21 protein-coding genes are annotated in these 22,160 nt (G+C 65.6%); 11 read left to right on the top strand and 10 right to left on the bottom strand.

Going from position 1 to position 22,160, the window contains the following annotated elements; all coding sequences use genetic code 11:
- The first annotated feature begins 194 nt into the window (after positions 1-194).
- Complete coding sequence (locus M1247_RS10580) at positions 195-677, top strand: FadR/GntR family transcriptional regulator (RefSeq protein WP_317156272.1); 483 nt, start codon at positions 195-197, stop codon at positions 675-677.
- Here the strand turns inward: M1247_RS10580 and M1247_RS10575 are convergent.
- Entirely contained in the window at positions 652-1,095 is a 444-nt protein-coding gene (locus M1247_RS10575) for a hypothetical protein (protein ID WP_317156271.1), read from the bottom strand. The genes M1247_RS10580 and M1247_RS10575 overlap by 26 nt on opposite strands.
- Positions 1,095-2,123 carry a ketol-acid reductoisomerase gene (ilvC, locus tag M1247_RS10570; RefSeq protein WP_317156620.1) on the bottom strand — a complete coding sequence of 343 codons (1,029 nt, stop codon included), beginning with the start codon at positions 2,121-2,123 and terminating at the stop codon, positions 1,095-1,097. Before ilvC ends, M1247_RS10575 begins: the two co-directional genes overlap by 1 nt.
- 193 nt (positions 2,124-2,316) lie before the next feature.
- Between ilvC and M1247_RS10565 the strand changes: the two genes are divergently transcribed.
- From M1247_RS10565 to M1247_RS10545, 5 genes are all read left to right on the top strand, one after another.
- Entirely contained in the window at positions 2,317-3,705 is a 1,389-nt protein-coding gene (locus M1247_RS10565; protein WP_317156270.1) for an MFS transporter, read from the top strand.
- Positions 3,706-3,752: 47 nt separating this feature from the next.
- Positions 3,753-5,072 carry a GAF domain-containing protein gene (locus tag M1247_RS10560; protein ID WP_317156269.1) on the top strand — a complete coding sequence of 440 codons (1,320 nt, stop codon included), beginning with the start codon at positions 3,753-3,755 and terminating at the stop codon, positions 5,070-5,072.
- A 114-nt stretch (positions 5,073-5,186) separates the two neighbouring features.
- On the top strand, positions 5,187-6,701 hold the full coding sequence (locus tag M1247_RS10555) for an aldehyde dehydrogenase family protein (protein ID WP_317156268.1): 1,515 nt from the start codon (positions 5,187-5,189) through the stop codon (positions 6,699-6,701).
- A gap of 67 nt (positions 6,702-6,768) precedes the next feature.
- Positions 6,769-7,434, top strand: coding sequence for a gluconate 2-dehydrogenase subunit 3 family protein (locus M1247_RS10550; RefSeq protein ID WP_317156267.1), 666 nt, complete (start codon positions 6,769-6,771; stop codon positions 7,432-7,434).
- Complete coding sequence (locus M1247_RS10545; RefSeq protein WP_317156266.1) at positions 7,431-9,086, top strand: GMC family oxidoreductase; 1,656 nt, start codon at positions 7,431-7,433, stop codon at positions 9,084-9,086. Before M1247_RS10550 ends, M1247_RS10545 begins: the two co-directional genes overlap by 4 nt.
- Before the next feature lie 46 nt (positions 9,087-9,132).
- Here M1247_RS10545 and meaB read toward each other — a convergent pair whose 3' ends face one another.
- Genes meaB through M1247_RS10525 form a run of 4 tightly spaced genes read right to left on the bottom strand, consistent with a single transcriptional unit; the run spans position 9,133 to position 13,796 of the window.
- Positions 9,133-10,074 (bottom strand): methylmalonyl Co-A mutase-associated GTPase MeaB, encoded by a 942-nt coding sequence (meaB, locus tag M1247_RS10540; RefSeq protein ID WP_317156265.1) that lies wholly within the window; start codon positions 10,072-10,074, stop codon positions 9,133-9,135.
- On the bottom strand, positions 10,071-11,732 hold the full coding sequence (locus M1247_RS10535) for an AMP-binding protein (protein WP_317156264.1): 1,662 nt from the start codon (positions 11,730-11,732) through the stop codon (positions 10,071-10,073). Before M1247_RS10535 ends, meaB begins: the two co-directional genes overlap by 4 nt.
- Positions 11,729-12,142 (bottom strand): cobalamin B12-binding domain-containing protein, encoded by a 414-nt coding sequence (locus M1247_RS10530; protein WP_317156263.1) that lies wholly within the window; start codon positions 12,140-12,142, stop codon positions 11,729-11,731. The genes M1247_RS10535 and M1247_RS10530 overlap by 4 nt, the downstream gene beginning before the upstream one ends.
- A gap of 25 nt (positions 12,143-12,167) precedes the next feature.
- Positions 12,168-13,796, bottom strand: a complete 1,629-nt coding sequence (locus M1247_RS10525) for an acyl-CoA mutase large subunit family protein (RefSeq protein ID WP_317156262.1) — start codon at positions 13,794-13,796, stop codon at positions 12,168-12,170.
- A 134-nt stretch (positions 13,797-13,930) separates the two neighbouring features.
- Between M1247_RS10525 and M1247_RS10520 the strand changes: the two genes are divergently transcribed.
- The 4 genes from M1247_RS10520 to M1247_RS10505 all read left to right on the top strand — a co-directional run bounded on the left by M1247_RS10520 (position 13,931) and on the right by M1247_RS10505 (position 17,605).
- Positions 13,931-15,646, top strand: coding sequence for a 2-hydroxyacyl-CoA lyase (locus tag M1247_RS10520; protein WP_317156261.1), 1,716 nt, complete (start codon positions 13,931-13,933; stop codon positions 15,644-15,646).
- An 83-nt stretch (positions 15,647-15,729) separates the two neighbouring features.
- Positions 15,730-16,458: a GntR family transcriptional regulator gene (locus M1247_RS10515; protein WP_317156260.1), complete on the top strand. Its 729-nt coding sequence runs from the start codon at positions 15,730-15,732 to the stop codon at positions 16,456-16,458.
- A 98-nt stretch (positions 16,459-16,556) separates the two neighbouring features.
- Positions 16,557-17,285, top strand: a complete 729-nt coding sequence (locus M1247_RS10510; protein ID WP_317156259.1) for an AzlC family ABC transporter permease — start codon at positions 16,557-16,559, stop codon at positions 17,283-17,285.
- A complete protein-coding gene (locus tag M1247_RS10505) occupies positions 17,282-17,605 on the top strand; it encodes an AzlD domain-containing protein (protein WP_317156258.1) in 324 nt (107 codons plus the stop codon). Before M1247_RS10510 ends, M1247_RS10505 begins: the two co-directional genes overlap by 4 nt.
- Here the strand turns inward: M1247_RS10505 and M1247_RS10500 are convergent.
- Together M1247_RS10500 and M1247_RS10495 are read right to left on the bottom strand one after the other, a co-directional pair.
- The gene (locus M1247_RS10500; protein ID WP_317156257.1) at positions 17,578-18,141 is read right to left on the bottom strand and encodes a histidine phosphatase family protein; all 564 of its coding nucleotides are present in this window, start codon (positions 18,139-18,141) and stop codon (positions 17,578-17,580) included. The genes M1247_RS10505 and M1247_RS10500 overlap by 28 nt on opposite strands.
- A 6-nt stretch (positions 18,142-18,147) precedes the next feature.
- Positions 18,148-19,008 carry a 3-hydroxybutyryl-CoA dehydrogenase gene (locus M1247_RS10495; protein ID WP_317156256.1) on the bottom strand — a complete coding sequence of 287 codons (861 nt, stop codon included), beginning with the start codon at positions 19,006-19,008 and terminating at the stop codon, positions 18,148-18,150.
- Positions 19,009-19,138: 130 nt separating this feature from the next.
- On the opposite strand from M1247_RS10495, the gene M1247_RS10490 reads away from it, so the two are divergent.
- Complete coding sequence (locus M1247_RS10490) at positions 19,139-19,678, top strand: gamma carbonic anhydrase family protein (protein WP_317156255.1); 540 nt, start codon at positions 19,139-19,141, stop codon at positions 19,676-19,678.
- Positions 19,679-19,680: 2 nt separating this feature from the next.
- On the opposite strand, the gene M1247_RS10485 is transcribed toward M1247_RS10490, so the two are convergent.
- Positions 19,681-21,693, bottom strand: a complete 2,013-nt coding sequence (locus tag M1247_RS10485; RefSeq protein ID WP_317156254.1) for an acyltransferase family protein — start codon at positions 21,691-21,693, stop codon at positions 19,681-19,683.
- A gap of 5 nt (positions 21,694-21,698) precedes the next feature.
- Positions 21,699-22,145: a hypothetical protein gene (locus M1247_RS10480; RefSeq protein WP_317156253.1), complete on the bottom strand. Its 447-nt coding sequence runs from the start codon at positions 22,143-22,145 to the stop codon at positions 21,699-21,701.
- Between the last annotated feature and the right edge of the window lie 15 nt (positions 22,146-22,160).

Genomic DNA, 22,160 nt, shown 5'->3' with positions numbered 1-22,160 from the left:
CCGCCCTGGTGTCGAAAACGGCGCAATAGAGGGGTGATGCCCTAGTATTGAAGGCGCGAGCCCGATGAAGCTGGTGTGAATCCAGCACAGTCGCGCTACTGTGACATTCCTGCTCAGCCAGGGGTGAAGTCAGACCTGACGGTTCGCGCCGCATCCATTGATCAGGGACGCAGATATCCCTGCAGGAGGTCACCATGGCGAGGCCCGAAGCTGCATACACGGCGCAGTGGAAACCATTGGCACGCATGCGCACTCATGAGCATGTCGTCGCAGAAATCGAGAACCGTCTGATGACGGGCCGGCTCAAGGCGGGTGATCGGCTACCCCCGGAGCGGCAATTCGCAGAGATCCTGGGCGTGAGCCGCAGTGCGGTCCGGGAAGCATTGCGAATCCTCGAGGCCGTCGGGGTCATCGAAGTCCGCACCGGGTCGGGGCCCGGTGCCGGATCGGTGATCGTCAACGACAGTGTGTCCGGGATGGCGATGGTGTTGCGTATGCACCTGCAGGCGGGCTCTTTCAGCCGGGACGACCTGGTCGAGGTTCAGCTGTTGCTCGAGCCGCGGGCGTCGGGCAATGCGCTGGCCGAGGTGCTGACCACTGCGCTGCAGGAAGTTCAAACACACACTGAGGCAACGGCACTCGACGAGACCCCTAACGGGCTGAAATGGGCCGGCTGAGGCCTGGCCCTGCCAGTGCGTACTCGCGGCTCCCGGCGGCGTTGTGGTCGAGCGCCCACCCCGTGATGTCCAGGACTGCGCGCAGGAACTGTTCGAATGTCGCGAATGGCAGGTGTCCGAGGCCGGGCCGCGTCCGGTACAGGTGCCCGGCCCACGGCTCATCGGCGGCGACGATGAATTTCCGCTTGGTCGATGGCTTTTCGCGGCAGCGACCGACCCGCGGCCGCGCATTCTGCGGCGGTTGGCCCGCGCCGGCAGCCGAAGCTGCGTGAAGCGGCCACGCGGTGACCGCCAGCACCGCACTGCAGAACGTTTCCACCGTGTTGAACGGGAGCCGCTGGTGACCGGGGCGGGTGAGATAGAGCTCGCCGGTCCACGGGGCCTCGGCCGCGACGATCAGTTTCCAGGCCATGGTCATCAGACCCGGGCTGCGGTACCCGTGTAGTCGGCGTCCTGCTGGATCCAGCTCATCAGCTTGCGGAGGTCGCGGCCGGTGCTCTCGATCGGGTGCTGCTCGCCGTTTTCGCGCAACTTCCGGAACTCGGCAGCTCCGCTGTCCTGATCGTCGATGAATCGCTTGGCGAAGGTTCCGTCGACGATGTCGGCGAGCACCGCCTTCATGTTGTCCTTGACGTCCGGGGTGATCACCCGGGGCCCGGAGACGTAGTCGCCGAACTCCGCGGTGTCCGAGCATGACCAGCGCTGTTTGGCGATGCCGCCCTCGTACATCAGGTCGACGATCAGTTTGAGCTCGTGGAGGCACTCGAAGTAGGCGACCTCGGGTTGATAGCCGGCCTCGATCAGCGTCTCGAATCCGTACATCACCAGTTGCGACGCACCGCCGCACAGCACGGACTGCTCGCCGAACAGGTCTGTCTCGGTTTCTTCGGCGAAGGTCGTCTTGATACCGCCTGCACGCAGGCCCCCGATCGCCTTGGCATACGACAGCGCCAGCGGCCACGTTTGACCGGAATGGTCCTGTTCCACCGCGACGAGCACGGGCACACCACGGCCGTTCTCGTACTCGCGGCGCACGAGGTGACCGGGGCCCTTTGGCGCGACCATGAACACGTCGACATCCTCGGGCGGGGTGATGTAGCCGAAGCGGATGTTGAAACCGTGGCTGAACACGAGGGTGTCGCCTGCGGTCAACCCCGGTGCGATGTCGTCGGCGTACAGCGTGCGCTGGTGCTGATCGGGGACCAGGACCACGATGACGTTTGCCTCTTTGGCCGCCTCGGCGGGGTCGAGGACGCGCAGGCCCTGTTCTTCGGCACTGGCGCGACTTTTGGACCCGGGCTGCAGGCCGATCCGGACGTCGACGCCACTGTCGCGCAGCGACAGGGCCTGGGCATGCCCCTGGCTGCCATACCCGAGGACCGCCACCCGTTTGCCCTGGATGAGGGACAGATCAGCGTCGTCGTCGTAGAACATCTCGGCGGCCAAGGCGTACTCCACTTCATCAATTGACTCACGGCCTCCATCTCGGACGACCATATATGTGGTCGGACCATACCGGGGTGTTTCGTAGCATGTCAAGAAGCAGACTGTGTTGCGAGCAACTGGACTCGATCGCTTGTGGCGCGTACCACAATTGTGGTAGGACCATAGTGAGATCCGCCCAGCATTGGAGACGCCCATGCATCAGCAGAGCCCTGCTCTGAATCTCGGTCAAGAACCGCCAACGGAACGCCGGAAACTTCGAAAAGTCGGTGCGGCGAGCCTGATCGGCACGACCATCGAGTACTACGACTTCTTCGTCTACGGCACCGCTGCCGCCCTGGTGTTTCCCACGATCTTCTTCCCGGAGGCCAGCCCCGCGATGGGCACGATGGCGTCGTTCGCGACGTTCGGTGTGGCGTTCTTCGCGCGGCCGGTCGGTTCCATTCTGTTCGGCCATTTCGGTGACGTCATCGGCCGCAAACGCACCCTGGTGTGGACGCTGTTGATCATGGGCCTGTCGACGGTGTTGATCGGCCTGCTTCCCGGCTATGACTCCGGAACGTTCGGGCTGTTCGAGAACGGCATCGGGCTGTGGGGCCCGCTGCTGCTGGTGGTGATGCGATTCCTGCAGGGCCTGGCGCTGGGTGGGGAATGGGCCGGGGCGACGTTGCTGACCGCCGAATACGCCCCGAAGAAGCAGCGGGGCCGAATGGCGGTGTACCCGCAGCTGGGACCGGCGTGCGCGTTCTTCCTCGCCAGCGGAACGTTCTTCCTGACCTCGATCACCATCGGCGATGCCAGCAAGGCGTTCATCAACTACGGGTGGCGCTTCCCGTTCATCGCCTCGCTTCTGCTGGTCATCGTCGGGCTGTGGATTCGGTTGTCCGTGCAGGAGACTCCGGTGTTCCAGGAGCATCAACGGAATCGGGATCGTCAGGCCGCGCCGGTGAAATTGCCGTTCGCCGACGCGATCCGGTCGCAGTGGCGCCAGATTGTCATCTCCGGTCTGGCGATGTCGACGGTGTTCTCGATGTTCTACACCGGGGCGACATTCATGACCAGCTACGGAACATCCACACTGGAGTTCAGCCGGACGATGATCCTCGGCTGCGGCATGGTCGCTGCGGTGGTGCTCGGCATCGTCACCGCCGCCGCCGCCATCTATTCGGACAGGGTGGGCCGCAAGAAGGTCATCGCGGCGGCCTACGCCGGCACGGTGGTGTGGTCGCTGTTGATGTTCCCGCTGCTGGACACCGGTTCGCCCATTGCCTTCCTGATCGCCGTGACCATCACGCTGTCGGTATACGGCGTCGCCAACGGGCCCGCAGGAGCGCTGCTGCCGGAGATGTTCGAATCGCGGTTCCGCTATACCGGTGCCGGGCTGAGCTACAACCTCGGCGGCATCATCGGTGGCGCGATTCCGCCGATCCTGGCGGCTCAGATCGTGGCCAGCCACGGCAGTTTCTGGGTGGGTGTGCTGCTGGCGGCACTTTCGGCGGTCAGCCTGGTGTGCGTGTTGGCGCTGCCGGAGACGAAAGACAACGTGCTCGAAGAGGCGTCTGCGGATGCGGGTTCTACCGATTAATTAGGATGGGCGGCAGTGCTCCACACCTAACCGACGGAGAGCTGGCGATGAGATTTCGCTCTGTTCTACCCGAACCATCGGTCGCAGTCGGCCAAGATCCGCGGAGCTATGCGCGTCTGATGTCGGCTGTCTACGATGCCACGATGGCGGGCGATTCAGCGCCGGCTCGGCCTCGACGGATCATCTGGGAATCGTGGCAACGATTGATGCGCAAGGGGATCCGCCCGGATCGGCGGCCTCCTCCGGCCGTGGGGAAAGGGCAGGTCGACGTACTGCGGCAGGCTTCTGGGCTGATGTCTGTCATCGACGAGTTGACTCGGGGTTTGGACCCGCTCATTGCCAACGGAGACAGCATTCTGGCTGTGACAGACGCGGACTGCACCGTGCTGTGGCGGTCGGGCGCGCCGAAGGTGCTGCACAACGCGGACAAGCTCGGATTCGTCGAGGGTGCGCAATGGGCGGAAACTGCGGTCGGCACTAACGCTTTGGGAACCGCATTGGTCTCCCAACGCGCAGTCCAAACCTTCTCGGCCGAACACTACAGCCGCAGTCAGCATCCCTGGACCTGTGCCGGTGCGCCGATTCGAAACCCCCGTACTGGCAAGGTGATCGGAGTCGTCGACGTAACAGGGCCCGCTGCGACAGTGCATCCGACCACCATTGCTCTCATCGATGCTGTGGCCAGATTGGCAGAGTCACACCTGCGCGAGGACCGCGATCTGACGTTGAACCGGTTGCGCATGGTGGCCGCACCGATCTTGTCCCGCATCAATGCACCGGCATTGGCTGTCGACGCAGACGGTTGGGTGGCCGCCGTTGACGCATTACCCGTGCACAACCGGATCTTGCTTCCGCCTGAGATCGCACCGGGACACACGTGGGTGCCGGGGCTGGGCCTATGTGATATCGAGCCGCTGCCCGGGGGCTGGTTGATACGCCTAATCGAGGACGACCTCGAGCAGGCAGTGACACGGGTGACGGTGGATCTGCGCGACAGCGGAGCCCCGCTGCTCGGAATGGTCGGACAGTTCGGAAATTGGCGCCATGACATCTCACTTCGGCACGCTGAGATCTTCTTGATCCTCGCCCTGAAATCGGGCCGTTCCGCCCACGAGTTGGCTGGGGATCTGTACGGAGATCCGTCGCGTGTGGGCGCGGTACGCGTCGAAATATCGCGAATACGGAAGCAATTCGACGGGATCGTGGCGGCCAGGCCGTATCGCTTCGCCGATTCAGTATCCGTCGAGGTGCTTTTTCCTGACGACGGTGCGGACCTGCTCACGGCATCGGTGGCCCCGGCAATTCGCGCGATGCGAGCCCGCCCGAAGTACGAAACCGTCGCACGAAATGCAGGTAACCTCATGTAACCATTGCCGGACCCCTCCCGCGACGTGTGTGCTGATTCACATGTTGCACTTATGTGAGTCCAATCCCTCAATCGGTGTGGCGGGCACACCCGAGTTCCGCCAGGGTGCAGTTCGATGACCCAGACGATGGCGACCGACTTCGAAGCGCGTACGGCCGAGTCGGCTCTGATGTACGTCGACGGTCAATGGATGCCTGCACGCAGCGGCGCCAGCTTCCCGACCTTCGACCCCAGCACTGGTCGCCGCATTGCAGACGTGCCTCGCGCAGATGGGACCGATGTAGACGCCGCAGTCAGGGCCGCGGCCGACATCGCCGTGGAATGGCAATTCACCGACGCCATCACCCGAGCCACGCTGTTGCGCCGCCTTGCCGTACTGGTGACCGAGAACGCCGAAGAGTTGGCTCGGATCGAAGCTATCGACTCCGGGCACTATCTGGCGAAGGCGCGTGAGTTGGTGGGCGCACTCCCGATGTGGCTCGAATACTGGGCCGGCGCGGCCGACAAAGTAGGCGGCCGGACCATCGAGGTTCCGGGTAACAAACTGAGTCTCACCTTGCTCGAACCGCTCGGTGTCACCGCGCACATCGTCCCGTGGAATTACCCCTTGCTGATTCTCGTGCGCTCGGTCGCCCCGGCACTGGCCCTCGGGAACACATGCGTGGTTAAACCTGCTGAGGATACGTCGCTTTCGGCTCTGAAGTTTGCCGAGTTGGTGCATGCGGCCGGCTTTCCGGATGGGGTATTCAATGTCGTCACGGGCTACGGAACCGAGGCGGGAGCGGCCTTGGCCGCGCACCCCGAGGTCCGAGGCATCACCTTCACCGGCTCCACGGAAACCGGACGGGAAATCGCGCGCCTCGGCGGCCAACACATCGCCCAGGTCAACCTGGAACTCGGCGGCAAGAGCCCACTGGTGGTCTTCCGGGACGCTCCACTCGACGATGCCGTTGAGGTCGCAGTGCAGGGATTCTGCTCACGGGCGGGTCAGGTGTGTGTGGCAGGCAGCAGACTTTTTCTCCATGAGGACATCGCCGACGAATTTCTGGAAAAGCTCGTTGCCCGACTCCGCACCGCCACCGTCGGTGATCCCTTCGACGAGCGCACCAAGATCGGCCCGCTGGCGTCACAGAAACACTACGACCGCGTGCGGGAGTACATCGACATCGGGAAGCAGGAGGCAACGCTCCTTTACGGTGGCGGGGTTCCGCCAGACGTCGACAACAGCGGATACTTCGTCGAGCCAACAGTTTTCGTAGATGTCGCCAAAGATGCACGGATCGCCCGCGAGGAAATCTTCGGTCCCGTCGCTGCTGTCATGCGTTGGTCGACCACCGACGAGCTGATCGAAACAATCAACGATTCCGAATACGGCCTTTTCGCCGTCTTGTGGTGCCAAGACATCACGGCAGCACTGGACACGGCGAAACGACTCCAAGTGGGTTCGGTGATGATCAACGATTGGTTCGGTGAACTTCCGATGACGCCGCACGGCGGCCACAAGCAAAGCGGCGTCGGACGGGAGGAGGGCCTTGAGGCCGTCCCCGGATACACCCAGATCAAGCACATCGGGATCAACCTGGACAGGTCGCCTGCACAGGCCACCGACTGGGCCGGTGCTCCGCTGTGACCACCGGTCGAACCGCAGATTCCCCGGCGCTCCGCGCGAAGCGCAGCACACCCACGAAGGAGAAACAATGAGCCAAGACGAATCGTTGGCGAATGCTCCCTTTGGAGCCCCGGCGCTCGGCGCGGACCGTCCCGACCAACCGCATTTCGAAACCGGTCGGCCACGACTGGGTGGATTGGCCACACCGGTCGAATTCACCGAACCCGAGGCGCGGGTTCTCGAAGCCATTGCCGACACACTCATCCCACCCGACGGTGGCTTCCCGGCCGCCAGCGCGGTGGGAATAGTCGACTTCTTCGGCCGGTATGTCACGCCAACCGGCTACCGAGCCAAGCATTTTCCGTACTTGGAGGCCGACGTACTCAAAGAGTTGCTGGCGCGGCTCGGCGCCGGGTTCGTCTCTGCCGATGCCGACCGCCGGGTCGAGGAGATCAAGGGACTGGAGAAAGAGCGGGAGGAGCTTTTCAGCCAACTCCGCAGCCTGGTCTATTACGGCTACTACTCCGCAGCCGAGGTCACTATGGCGATTCAACGGGAGATTCCGGCGGGACGCGACTATCACGGCCCGCCACTGCCTTACGGCTATCTGCACTGCATTGAGGACTGGGATGAGGGGTTGCTGGCGACCGCCGGACAAGGTGCCGGCTATGTCCCGACCGAGAGCGTAGTTCGCGTGGACCTCAGCAAACTGCCGTTCCTGCAGGCGCAGCACGACAAGGAGAATGTGAAATGAGTTCGACGATCGATGACACCGATGTCCTGGTGATCGGCGCGGGCCCTGGAGGTGCCGGGGTGACGTTGAAACTGGTGCAGGCCGGCTACAAGGTGACCTGCCTCGAGCAGGGCCCCTGGATCACCCCGAGCGATCACCCGCACTACCACCGCGAGTGGGAGATCGAGAAGCAGCGGGGTTGGGCGTACGACCCGAATGTCCGTGGTTTGCCGGAAGATTATCCGATCACCGGGTTCACCACCCCGTACCTGATGAACAACGTCGGTGGCAGTGCGATGCACTACGTGGGGCACTGGCCGCGCTACAAACCGGTGGACTTCCGAAAAGGCACCGAGCACGGCCTCGAAGGCACCATCGACTGGCCCATCAGCTACGAGGAACTCGCGCCGTATTACGACGAGAACGACGCGATCTACGGTATTTCCGGCATGGTGGGCGACCCTTCGTACCCGCAACGCGATGGTGTTGACCGAGACCCGCCGATCCTGCCAGGAAAACTCGGCCGCAATTTCGCGACGGCGTTGGGTGGTTTGGGTTGGCACTGGTGGCCCTCGGACAATGCGATCATCACCCGACCGCGCGAGAACCGTGACGCCGATGTCGCGGCAGGCAACGAGCTTTCGGGAAGCCCCACCGGCTCGCTCAGCACCCCGACGCACACCCACTGGCCGTTCGCCATCGCGCTGGGTGCAGATCTGCGGACCCACGCCCGAGTCGAACAGATCCACGCGAAGAACGGTAAAGCGACCGGTGCGACCTACATCGACACCCGCACCGGCAGGCGGCACGAGGTTACGGCCAAGATCGTGGTTGTCGCGGCTAGTGGGATCGGCACGCCCCGTCTGTTGTTGATGAGTGCTCAGAAGGGCCACCCCGACGGGCTGGCCAACAGCAACGGCCTCGTCGGCAAGTTCCTCATGCACCACATTTTCGCGTTCTGCGACGCATGGTTCGACAAGCCGATGGAAGGTTACAAAGGCGCGTTCGGTGCGCCGTTGTACTCGCACGAGTTTTACCGCACCGACACCGACCGGGGATTCGTCAACGGTTTCGGCATGCAGGTCGCTCGCAGCTTCGGGGCGGCGTTTTCTGCCATGGGCGCCCATACCGGCTACGTTGCCCCCTGGGGCGCTGACCACCGGAAGTTCTTCAACGAGCACTTCGGCAACCATCTGATGGTCTTCATGTTCGGTGAAGACCTACCGGTCGAGACCAACTGTGTGACCCTCGATCCTGATGCCAAGGATTCCAGCGGACTTCCTGCCGCACATGTGAATTGGGAACCGCACCCCAACGACATTGCGCTCGGAAACTTTGGTATTGACCGTATCTTCGACGCGGCCAGGGCGCTGGGTGCTGTGGAGACAAACGATACCGGAGTGCTCCACCCGCCGCCGGGTTGGCATCTCATGGGTACGTGCCGCATGGGCAACAATCCTCACGACTCCGTCACGAACAAATGGCACCAGACGTGGGATGTGCCCAACCTGTTCGTCGTTGACGGAAGTTCGCTCACCACCGGCGGCGCCGTCAATCCGACCTCGACGATCGGAGCTTTGGCGGTGCGGGCCGGCGAGTACATTTCGCAGAGATTCACTGACATCGTGGGTCAGCGGACCACGCCCAGCAATGCGGACGCGCCCGTGATCTGAGCCGCGCAGTCGCCGAAACTGCGTACAGGGTCGTGAATCTCGACTTTCAGGACCCTGTGCGCAGTCTCAGTCCGGTGCCCAGCCATTGGTCGGCGGCATCCCGCGGTGTGAGCGTCCCGTCGAGCACCCTCTGCCGCAGGTCGGCGAGCGTGGCCGAGTCCGCCATCGTCTCGCGCAGCATCGCCACGACCCGGCTCTCGATCGCGCGGGTGAGCTCACTGCTCTGCTGTTCCTGGCGTCGCCGCAGCCGCCGCCCGGAGGCTCGATCCCGCTCCTCGACGGCGCGCAGTTGCTTCCACAGTTCGTCGACACTGTCGCCTGACAGGGCGACCGTGCAGCACACCGGCGGCATCTCCGTGTGACCCTGGCGGGCTCCGACGGCCAAGGCCTGCTTGAGATCTCGCACGAACCGCGGAGTCTCCGGCCGGTCGGCCATGTTGACCACGAACAGGTCGCCGATCTCCATGATCCCGGCCTTGTTCATCTGCATGGTGTCGCCGAGGCCGGGCACCAGCACCACCGCCACCGTGTCAGCGACGGTGAGCACGTCGAGTTCCACCTGGCCGACGCCGACGGTCTCCACGATCACCACGTCGTAGCCGGCAGTTGAGAGGACCTTGACGGCGTCGCGGGCCGCGCGGGCCAGTCCGGTCGTGGAACCGCGGGTGCCCATGCTGCGGATGAAGATCCCGGGGTCTTGCGTGTGCGACGACATTCGCACCCGGTCACCGAGCACCGCCCCGCCGGTCAGGTGGCTCGACGGGTCGATCGCCAGGATCGCGACGGTCCGGCCGTCGGCCCGGATCTCGCTCGCCAGCACATCGACGAGCGTGCTCTTCCCCGAGCCCGGGCTTCCGGTGATGCCGATGACCTGCGCCTCGCGATCACCCGCGAGGGTCATGTCACTCGCGACGTCGGTGATCTCGCCGCGCTCGACCTGGCTGATCAGGCGGGCGACATGGCGCTCTGGGGGCAGGTGAACAGTCAACTGGCACTGCCCTTCTCGACAAGATGGTCGACGCCTCGTTTGACCGTCCAGCCGGCCTGTTCGCGGTCCCATTCCGCGCGCGAGTCGGGCATGGCCCGCAGCGTGCGCTTGAGGACTTTCCCGGTCGGGGTCTTCGGCAGTTCGCCGATGTACTCCAGATAGCGGGGAACCGCGAAGTAGGGGAGTCGTTTGACGCAGTGGCCCAGCACCGCGAGCGGGTCGGGTTCGGTCACGCCGTCGGCGAGCACCAGGAACGCCTTGATGTCGTCCTCGCCCTCGGCGGCCGGCTTGGCGACGACAGCACAGTCCTCGACGTCGGGAAGCTCGGTGAGCGCCACCTCGATGTCATAGGCGGTGACGTTCTCGCCTTTACGCCGGATCCGGTCGTTGAGGCGGTCGAGGAAATAGTAGTAACCGTCGGCATCCCGCCGTCCGGCGTCACCGGTGTGGAACCACAGATTGCGCCACGCCCCAACGGTTCTCTCCGGCATCGCGTGATAGTGCAGGAACGTGGTGAACGGAATCCGTGGGCGGACCACGATCTCACCGACCTCTCCGTCCGGCACCGGCTCGTCGGTTTCGGGGTCGACGACGGCCACCTCGAACCACTCCTCGAGCGCCTTGCCACAACTGCCAGGACGCAACGGCTCGTCGATCGGCCGGTAGATGGGCAGGCAGGTCTCGGTCATGCCGTAGGCCTCGACGCAGGTGGTGTCGAAGCGCCGCTCGAAGTCCTCGGCGATGACGGCGGGGATCGGAATGGTGATCATCCGCCGCACGCCGTGCTCGGAGTCTCGCGGGGTTTCCGGGCGGTTGAAGACGTACTGTGCCATGATCCCGAGCAGGCTCGTCACCGTCGCCCCACACCCGCGCAGATCGTCCAGCCAGCGGCTTGCGCTGAAGGAATCGGCCAGTACCGCGGTGGCTCCGGTCATCAGGCACGGATAGGCCTGCATGAACTGGGCATTGGCGTGGAACATCGGCAGACAGATGTAGTACACGTCGTTCTCGGCGATGCGCAGCTGCTCGACGACGTGGGCCGAGAAGGCGTACATGTGGCCGTGCGGCACGACGACGCCTTTGGCAGGCCCGGTCGTGCCGGAGGTATAGATGATCGAGGCGGGATCACGGTAGCTGACCTCGACCTCGGGGACCGCGGCGGTGGACGTGTCGAGATCGGCCAGAGCGGTGGTCTGCCAGGGCAATACGGGCAGCCCGCCGCGGACGACGACGGTAGCCAGGTTGGCGACCTCGCCGGCCACTTCACCGAGCACCTCGGCGTACTTCACGTCGATGACGGCCACCTTGGCGCCCGAATTGTTGGCGACGTGCACCAGGCTGGCCCCGCGGTTGGCGGTGTTGACCGGCACCTCGACACCGCCGAGCAGGTTGATGGCGAACCAGGAGACGATCATGTCGATCGAGTTGTCCATGATCAGCAGCACCCGGTCACCTTTGGCGACCCCGAGTGCGGCCAGGCCCGCGGCCCGCCGTTCGGTCAGCGCCAACAGGTCTGCGTAGCTGAGGCTGTCGCCTGACATGGTGCGGACGCACGGTTTGTCGGGGTGGCTGGCGGCCGTGCGTCGCAATACCGCGGGCAGGGTCCAGCCCTGTCGGTCCACGGCTGCGGGCGAGACCGGTCTGGTCGGGGCGCTCATGCTTGAAGGTGCTGCGTGCCACGCTGTTCGGTGACGCGCTCCTCGATGAAGGACACGATGTCGGCGGTGTCGGTGCCGGGTGGGAAGCAGCCGTCGATGCCCATCTTGCCCAGCGCCTCGATGTCCTCGGGCAGCAGGCTGCCGCCGGCGACCATGAGGATGTCGTGGGCTCCCGCGGCGTCCAGGCGCTCTTTGAGCTCCTTCATCAGGCGGACATGCTGAGCCGAGAGATTGGAGACGCCGACGACGTCGACGTCCTCCTGGACGGCGGCGCGCGCCACATCGGGGATCGTGGTGCGCAGGCCGGTGTAGATCACTTCCATGCCTGCGTCGCGCAGCGCACGCGCGACGATCTTGACGCCGACATCGTGACCGTCGATACCGGGCTTGGCGAGGAGTACGCGAATCATGACTTGCCTTCCTGTTCAGGAAATCTCAGTAAATCGGGGGAGCGATGTACTCGCCGACCTCGGCGATGACCCGTTTGACGATCTCGCCCTGGGAGGCGTGCGCCTTGCTGGCGGTGATGACGGCGTCCATGACGTTGCCGCCCTCGGCCACCACGGTCTGCAGTTCGTCGAGGGTGCGCTCGACCGCGGCGGGGTTGCGTTCGGCGCGGACCTTGTTCAGCCGGCGGATCTGTTCCTCTTCCGAGCGCTCGTCGACGCGGAACGTCTCGATGGGCCGTTCACCTTGCGTGCCTTTGAAGTCGTTGACGCCCACGATCGTTCGGCTCCCGTTCATGATCTGGAGCTGCTGGGTGTGGGCAGTGTCGGACACGGTCTGCTCCAGCCAGCCGGTCTCCACGCCGCGCACGGCGCCGCCCTGGGCGTCGACCTGCGCCATCCAGTCCCAGGTACGACGCTCGATCTCGTCGGTGAGGCTCTCGATGTAGTAGGAGCCGGCCAGCGGGTCGACGACGTTGGTGATACCGCTCTCGTAGGCCACCACCTGCTGGGTGCGAAGCGACATGCGCTGCGCGAACTCCGAGGGAATCGAGAACGCCTCGTCGAAGCAGGACACCGCCATCGACTGCACGCCGCCGAGTGCGCCGGCCATCGCCTGCAGGGCGCCGCGGACCAGATTCACCTCCGGCTGCTGATACGTCATGGTGCTGCCGCCGGTCTGGACGTGCGTGCGCAGCTTGGCGTTCTTCGGGTCGGCGCCGTAGCGGTCGTGCACCAGCTGTGCCCAAACCCGGCGCGCGGCCCGCAGTTTGGCGATCTCCTCCAGGAAGTCGTTGTGCACGTTGAAGATGAAGGAGAACCGGCCGATGAAGCTGTCGATCGGCAGGCCGCGGCCCAGCAGGTCTTCGATATAGGCGATCGCGTGCGCGAAGGTGAACGCCAGTTCCTGATCGGCGGTGGTGCCCGCCTCGCGAATGTTGTAGCCGTTGAGGCTGATTCCGTTCCACCGCGGCATGTGCTGCGCGCAGTACTCGATCAGGTCGCACGCCAGCCGCACCGAGGGGGCCGGTGGGAAGATGTAGGTCTTCTGGGCGTAGAAGTCCTTGAGCGGATCGTTCTGCACGGTGCCGCCCAGTTTGCGCAGATCGAAGCCGCGCATCTGGGCCGCGGCGATGTACTGGGCCACCAGCACGAACGCCGGGTGGTTGATCGTCATGGAGACGCTGATGTTCTCCAGGTCGATGCCGTCGAACAGGTCGTACATGTCGGGCAGGGTGTCGATGGCCACCCCGGTCCGGCCCACCTCGCCCACGGCGCGGGGATCGTCGGAATCGAGGCCGATCAGCGTCGGCACGTCGTAGTCGTTGGACAGGCCGGTCTGGCCCTGCTCGATCACGTACTTGTTGCGTTCGTTGGTCTCCGGCGCGGTGCCCAGTCCGACGACCTGGCGGCGGGTCCACTGCCGGGTCCGGTACATCGTGGGGTGGGGCCCGCGCGTGTACGGATACTCGCCGGGCGCTCCCAGCTTGTCGTTGGGACTCCAGTCGGCGAGCTGAGACGCGTCGTAGCGCTCGTGCACCGGAATGCCGGAGAGGGTCTCGAAGACCGGATTGTCGGTTTGCTGGCTGGCGCTGGACCGCGCATCTGAGACGGTCATTCGATCCCCTTTGGCTGTCGGTGTGAGCGGCGACATGTGGTTCGACCACTGTGACCCATGCTACTATGGACTCTGGATCCAGGATTTGCAATACACGCAACGTCAGCGTCGTCATCTCGCAGATTGGTGGTCACATGACCGATACGACCGTCTCCCAGCTCATCGCGAACCGCTTGAAAAGTCAGGGCGTACGCCGCATCTTCGGTCTCTGTGGCGGGCACATCCAGCCACTCTGGGACGCGGTGGCGCGCGCGGGCATCGAGGTCATCGATGTTCGCCACGAGGCGGCCGCCGTCTACATGGCCCAGGCCTCGGCGGAGCTTTCCGGTGAGTTGAGTGTGGCGATGGTGACCGCGGGCCCAGGTCTCACGAATGCGGTGACGGCGATCTCCAACGCGTTCGTCTCCCGCAGCCCCGTCCTCGTCATCTCCGGGCGCCCGCCACGTCTGCAGACCGGGATGGGCGCGATGCAGGACATCGCCCAGGCGGACATCGTCCGGCCCATCTGCCGCCTGGTGGAGCAGGTGTCCGAACGCCACCACGTGATCCCCAGGCTGGACAAGGTGATCGCGGCGACGCTGGGCGGCGCGACCGGTGCGACGGGCCCCGCCTACATCGACTTTCCCACCGACCTACTCGAGGAGACCGTCCATGAGGCCGACGTTCCCGCCCTGGCGCTGGAGCCGCGCCTGGCCGTGGAATTGGCCCCCGATGCCGCGGCCGTCGACCAGGCCGCCGAGCTGATCCGTGGCTCGTCGCGGATCGTCGTGATCGGCGGGCGCTCGGTGCGCACGCTGTCCGCCGAACTGAAGAGCTTCCTCACCAACGCCAACGCGCTGTATCTCGACTCCGGTGAGAGCCGCGGCGTGATCCGCGACGACGTGCCGTCTTTCGTGCCCGCGGTCCGGGGACGGGCCATGCGCGAGGCCGATCTCGTGATCACGCTCGGTCGGCGACTGGACTTCCAACTCGGCTACGGATCGCCCGCGGTGTTCGCGCCCGATGCCCGTTTCCTGCGCATCGGTACCTGTTTCGAAGAACTCGGCGAGAACCGTCGCGGCGACGTCGAGATGCATGCGAGCACAGGATCGGCGCTGGCAGCGTTGGCGTGGGCAGGCGCGGTACCGGACGCACCGGATGTCGCCTGGATCGGGGACATGCAGGAGTCCAACGCCAAGCGCGTGCGCCGACTGGCCGAGAAACTCTCCTCGCCGGAGCCTGACGCGGATGGCCGGATGTCTCCGAATTTCGTCGTCGGCGCGGTGAACGACCTGTTGTCGGACCGCTCGGTGGCGGTCGCCGACGGCGGTGACATCCTGTCCTTCGCCCGGGTGGGCCTCAAGCCGGTCGACTATCTCGACTGCGGGGCACTGGGCTGTCTCGGCGTCGGTGTCCCGTTCGCGATCGCCGCGGCGCTGCAGCGACCCGACGAGCCCGTGGTCGCCGTGATCGGCGATGGCAGTTTCGGTTTCACGGCGATGGAAGTGGACACCGCCGTGCGGCACCGGGCGAAAGCGGTGTTCGTCGTCGTCAACAACGAGGCGTGGAATATTGAACGCCACGACCAGGTCGACCGCTTCGACAACAACCTCGTCGGGGTGGATCTCCCCGGTTGCCGCTACGACCTGCTCGCGCGCAGCCTCGGCGCCCACGGCGAGCGGGTCGAGGACGCCGGTGAGCTGGCTGACGCGTTGAAGCGGGCCATGGACAACGCGCCCGCGGTGGTCGACGTCCTGGTGTCGCGGAGCGCCAAGTCCGCCGATTATCTGAGCGGGCTGGCCGAGGTGCCGCCGCGCCAGGCCGTGGGCCCGTGGAACGCCGCGGAGTTCGAGCGGTACGCGCGGCAGTGACGGTGCACGCAGGCTCGCGGGTCATAATGGCTCGTGGATCCACGCGACACCGCGGGACTCAAGCGGATACAAGGAGGACGGTTGTGAGCGTCAGCTCTGAAGGCATCACCGGCCTTGGGCGCCCGGATCCGTCCAGCTTCTCGGCACTGACGGCGCTGCCGCCCCGCGACGCCGGCGCCGTGGCCAGGTCCGTGCGGGATCGCCTGCGTCTGGCGATCGTGCTCGAAGAGTTGCCTGCGGGTGTGCGCCTGAACCAGGTCCAGGTTGCCGAGCAGCTCGGAGTCAGCCGCATGCCGGTGCGCGTGGCATCGGCGGACCTGGTCGTCGAAGGACTGCTGGAACCGTTGCCCACCGGGGGAGTGGCCGTCAAGGCGTTGTCGAAGCGCGATGTCGAGGCGGCGTACAAGGTCCGCGAGGCACTCGAGGCCCAGGCCGTGCGGGAGGTCGCTGCCGCGCGTCCCGAGGCCGGGCTCAAGGAACTCTTCGCGATCCTGGATCGGCATGAGGAGCTCGGCGGGGTCAACGACACCCAGACCCTGCTGGAGCTGGATCGGGCCTTCCACTGGACCATCCTCGATGCGACCGACAACCCGTACTTCAGCCGGGCGATGGTGCCGATGTGGTCGGTGGTCGAGCGCGCGATGGTCGGCATGCTGCGCACCGTTCCCGACATGTTCGATCTGGCGTGGCGCGAGCACCGGCAGATCGCCGAGGCGCTCGCGGACGGCGATGCAGACCTGGCCGAGCAACGCGCCAGGAAACACATCAGGGATTCCGCGGAGAAGTTCACGAAGTCCATCGACGACCAGTAGGTCAGCCGTCCGAAGTCGGTGGCGGTTCTTTCGCGAATCGTGGCTGGCTGCCGGGCTTGTTTTCGAGCCCGGCAATCGGATTCGTTACAGGAGCTCTTATGACCGAACAGGACGAAGAGCGGGTTTCCAGCGGGAGCCCGAGACGCCGGGCGATGCGCACCGGCGCCATTGCGATGCTTCCCATCATGATCGGCATTGCCCCGTTCGCGGCAGTCGCCGGCCTGGCCGGTACCCATAACGGGTTCAGTATTGTTGAGACAGCGGCATTCTCGCTGTTCGCCTACGCCGGCGCGGCGCAAGTGGCGGCACTGGATCTGATCGGTGGTGGGGCCGGGGCCGCGGTGGTCATCGTGACGGCGCTGATCATCAATCTTCGTTTCATCGTGTATTCGGCTGCGCTCGCGCCCATGTTCGCCGATTCCGGTTTCAAGGAGCGCGCCGCCGGCTCCTACCTGCTGGTGGACCATGCTGTCGCTCTCGTCTCGACGCGGACGAAGGATATGTCGCGGCGCGACGCGGTCGCGTTCTACACCGGAGCCTGCCTGGTGTTCTGGCTGACCTGGCAACTCTGCTCGCTGATCGGGTCGTTCCTGGGATCGCTGCCCGAGACCGGCGTGGCCGCATTCGCCGTGCCGATCTCCTTCCTGGCTCTGCTCGCACCGCAATTCACCGAACGGCCAAAGGTTTTCGCTGCGCTGGTCGCCGCCATCGTCGCGGTCGCCTGTGCGGGTCTGCCCGCCAACCTGGGCATGATGCTGGGGACCGCGGCGGGGATCGGGACCGGTGTGGCGATGGGCTGGAGCGCGGCCGGGGAGGAATCCGCATGAGTACCGCCACCATCTGGTTGGTCATCGCCGCGATCGCCGTCGGCGGATTCGCCTTGCGCGCCGCCTTCATTCTGGTGCCGGTGCTGCCGAGGCATCTTCCGCCGCGGCTGAGTCTGGTGCTCGGGATGGTGCCCGCCGCAGCGTTCGCGGCGCTGGTGGCTCCCGCGCTGTTCATCGACGACGGCGGCCGGTTCGAGCCGATCTCGCCTGCCACGTTGGCCGGCGCCATCGCCCTGCTGATCTCGTTGCGCTGGAAGAACCTTGCGCTCACCATCGTGTGCGGGCTGGTGGCCTACGCCTGCCTCGATCTCGTGCTGTGAGGGTTCATCAGCTCGGCCGGGATCGGCACGATGCACCCGTTCTCGGGTGGGGTGTCATCGGCTCTGTGCGCCTGCCACATCGAGAGTGCCGCGCGGATGACGTCGCCGTGCGTGACCACCACCGTCGGACCGTCGGCCGTGGTCAACGCCGGTGCCAGCCGGCGCAGGCGGGCGACGACGTCGTCGCGTGATTCACCGTGCGGCACAGGTTGATCTGCCTTCAATGCTGACTCTGCCAGCCGCCCTTCTGCTGCGGGCCTGCCCTCGAACACTCCCCAGCAGCGTTCGCGAAGCAGCGCGGTGAATTCGACCGGCAGAGCCAGCCGGGCGCCGATGATGTGTGCGGTCTCGGCTGCCCGTCGCAAATCGGAGCTCACGATGCGGACGGGTCGGTAGTCCAGGAGCTCGTCGACCACGGCACGCGCCTGGCGGCCACCTCTGGATGTCAGTGCCGGCCAGTGTGTTTGGCCCTGCATCACGCCGGCCCGGTTCCATGTCGACTCACCGTGGCGCACCCAGAGCGTATCTGCCCGCATCGGCGCCTAACTGTAGGTGAAGAACCCGCGACCGCTCTTGCGGCCGAGCAACCCCGCTTCGACCATCCTGGCCAACAGCGGTGGGCAGGCGTAGTGCGGGTCCTTGTATTCGTCGTAGAGCGAATCGGCGATGGCTCGTACGGTATCGAGCCCGATCAGGTCGGACAGTGCCAGCGGGCCTTGCGGGTGCGCGCAACCGCGCACGAAGCCCTCGTCGATGTCTGCTGCCGTCGCGACATCTGCCTCGACCATCCGGATCGCGGACAGCAGGAATGGGATGAGCAGCGCGTTGACCACGAAGCCGGCGCGGTCCTTGCAGTCGATCGCGTGCTTGCCCAACACATCCTGAACGAACGTGCGTGCGCGTTCGGTTGTCGCGCCGGCCGTCAGGAAGCTGGGCACCAGCTCCACCAACGTCAGCACCGGGACGGGGTTGAAGAAGTGGATGCCCATCACGTATTCGGGCCGCTTCGTCGCCGTGGCCAGTTTGATGATGGGAATCGAGGAGGTGTTGGACGCGAGGATCGCCGCGGGGTCGGCCACCACGCGGTCCAGGTCGCCGAAGAGCCGGGTTTTGACGCCCTCGTCCTCCATGATCGCCTCGATCACGATGCTTCGGTCGCTGAGCGCCTCGATGCCCTCGACTACCTCGATCCGATCGAGGACCTCAGCTGCCGAGTCGATCTTGCCGCGCGACTCTGCCTTGTCCAGCGAGGTCTCCAGCCGTCGCCGGCCGGCGTCCACCGCGGTGGCATCCGTTTCGACGACGATGACGGATTGACCTGCGCGGGCGCAGGTTTCGGCGATACCGGCACCCATCAGGCCGCAGCCGACGACGCCGACCTTCTCGTGTGCAGAAGTTGTCATGTCCTACCTCCAGCGTCTCTGTCGGACCACTGCGTGGTTCTACCATAGATAGCAATTCGCAGTGTGTGCAACAGCCAGACCCGGCCATGGTCGATTTCATCTGCCGCGGGCGCCTCGGCAGAATGTGCCCATGCCGCAACCGCTCATCCTCGCCGTACAGGGACACACCCCGCGATTGCATCCCGAAAGCTGGGTTGCCCCGAACGCGGCGGTGATCGGCAACGTGACTCTGGCCGAGAAGGTCAGCGTCTGGTATTCCGCCACGGTTCGCGCGGAATTCGATCCGGTCAGTGTCGGCCCGGGATCCAACATTCAAGACAGCGCCACGGTCCACGCCGACCCGGGTTTCCCCGTCACGATCGGTGCGCACGTCACCATCGGCCACAACGCCGTGGTGCACGGGTGCACGGTCGACGATCGCTGCCTGATCGGGATGGGCGCCATCATCGGCAACGGAGCCAAGATCGGCGCCGGCTCGCTGATCGCGCCGGGAGCGGTGGTGCCCCAGGGGATGACCGTTCCGCCGAGATCATTTGTGGCGGGCGTTCCGGCGAAGGTCCGCCGAGAACTCAGCGACGAAGAAATGGAAGTCAACGGCATCAACGCGCCGGCCTACGAATATCTGATCGGCATCCACAGCGCAGGGATCCCGGTCTCATCTGATGGGTGACGTCACCACCACGCGGTCGCGTCGGACATCTGCCGTGCGAGTTCCCGGGTGAGCGTGCGCACATAGGTGGCCGACAGGTGGTGGGCGTCGTGGTAGACCAGCACGTTGCCTTCGGCGGCGCGACAGATGGTCGGCCGGCACACCGCGTCGCTCAGGTCGAGCACGTTCATCAACGGATAGTCGGGCAGATGCTCCAGGGTCGGGTTGCGCGCGGCGAGTGCTTCGTCGCGCGGTAGGCCGCAGGTGTCGGCGTCGCCGCCGGCCGACAGGCAGTCGACGGGGGCGAAGAACATGCCTTCGCGCAGCATCCACGGGGTGTCGCGGATGCCGAGCATCGGAATGCCGTTGGCGGACAGCTCGTCCCAGATCCCGAGGTAATAGTCGGGCACGTAGTCGCCCGGCCCGTTGAGGATCGGCCGGGTGGTGGTGAAGAAGACGTAGTCCGGCCGGTCGGCGATGATCTGCGCCAGCGCGTGGTCCGACCAGGTTCGGCACTGCGGGTAGGGGTTGAATGCCCCCGCGATGATCGGCACTTCCTTGGTGGTCAACGGGCAGCCCATCTTCAGGTAGGTCGTCACCTTGAACCCGTGTTGGCGGCCGAGCGTGTGCAGTGCGGTCAGCCAGTGCTCCGAATGCGATCCGCCGGCCAATGCGATGGTGCGGTTCGCGGTGGGGTCGCCGTAGACACAGCGGATGACCTCCATGCCGGGGAAGTCGGTCGCACAGCCGTCGACCGTCGATGGCGGTACGTCGTCGGCAGCTTCCAGGACGGTGGGCCGCACCGGCACCCGGGGCGCCTTGTAGTTCTCGACCAGGGCCTGTGCGCCCGGGTAGTCCCGTGCGAGCAACGTGCTCAGTTCGGCGCCCTTGGCGCGGGCCGGGCCGAGTTGTCCGAGCCATGTCAGTGACGCCACGGCCAGGGCCACCGCGAGCAGCGCGACGGGCGGACCCCAGCCGAGCCGTGGTCGCCACCGTCTGGTCACGTACGTCGTCACGTATGCCGCCGCCACGGACACCGCGATGACCGCGACGCCGTCGAGAGCGCCGACGGCGTCGTCGTTGAGGTAGGCGAGCCAGAAGATCAGCAGCGGCCAGTGCCACAGATACAGCGGATACGCCATGGCGCCCAAGGCGACCAACGGGCGGCTGCCGAGCAGCCTGCCCGTCCACGGCCCGGCGCCGCCGAAGATGAGCAGCACGGTCGCACCGACCGGCACCAAGGCCCACCACCCCGGATACTCCGCGACCCCGTCGATCACCAGGCCGCACCACAGGATCGCCGCGAGCCCGACGGCCGCGGCGACGGCGCGCAGCCGGCCGGGCCAGCGCACCCGCGTGACGACCGCCGCGGCCAGCACGCCCGCCAACAGCTCCCACGCGCGCGTCGCACTGCTGTAGTAGGCGGCGGTCTGGTTGGTGCCGTGCGCCGTCACCGCGTAGGCGAATGACGCAACCATCGCCACACCGGCTACCCCGATCAGCACGTTGCGCCGACTGCTTCGCACCGTCTTCGTGACCAGCCAGGCGAGCACGAGGAAGGCGACGAAGAACTGGCCCTGTACCGACATCACCCACAGGTGCTGCAGCGGCGTGACCGTCTCACTGGCCTGCACATAGTCACTGGCCGTGGTGATCAGTTGCCAGTTCAGGTAGTACCCGAGGCTGGCCAGCGTCTGTTCGGCGAACGCCTCCCACCGTGTCTGCGGCTGGATGAGCACCGTCAACACCGCGCACACCGCGAGCACCAGCACGAGTGGCGGAACGAGCCGGCGCACCAGCCAACCAGTTTCGGCGCGGAGGGACAGGGCGTCGATGCGGCGCAGCACTCGCGCGCCGACGAAGAACCCCGTCAGCACCAGGAGGACGTCGACGCCGCCCGAGACCCGTCCCAACCAGACGTGACAGATGACCACCAACGCGACCGCGACGCCGCACAGCCCGGTGAGGTCGTCGCGGGTGTCTCGGGGGAGGGCTCGGTTTCGGGTGAGCAGCGGGTAGCGGACTGTGTCATGCAATGCCGTCACCGTCGTGGAATCTTCACACCCAGCAGTGCCAGCGCGTCCTTCATCCGCTTGTCGGCGCGGTCGATGGTCGTGCTCAATTTCAGCAGCGCGGTCGGACTGCTGTCGGGCGTCAATGCGACGCACTGGTCGGCCATGCTGCGGAAGCCTTCGATGCCGTCACGGAGTGCTTCGTTGACGTTGTTGTCGGGGCCGGGCAGCACTTGGTGCTGCATCGTGTCGAGCGAGGTGCGCAGGTCACCGCAGCTTTTGCGAAGCGCCGGGTAGTTGGTGGGCGCCATCGCGCTGGCAATCGGGCCCATCGCGTTGCCCAGCTGGGCGACCGCGCCAAGGACGGCATTACGCCATTCGTCGGTGACCGGGGCCGCCGTCGGTTGGCCCTCGATGGCGGAGGAGCAGCCGGTGAGCAAGGCCAGTGTGGTCACCAGCACCAAGACGTACCTCATGTAGAAGCACCTTAT

It is taken from the genome of Mycobacterium appelbergii, from assembly GCF_032883035.1.
Classification (GTDB): domain Bacteria; phylum Actinomycetota; class Actinomycetes; order Mycobacteriales; family Mycobacteriaceae; genus Mycobacterium; species Mycobacterium appelbergii.
This window is presented reverse-complemented; position numbering and strand designations above follow the sequence as displayed.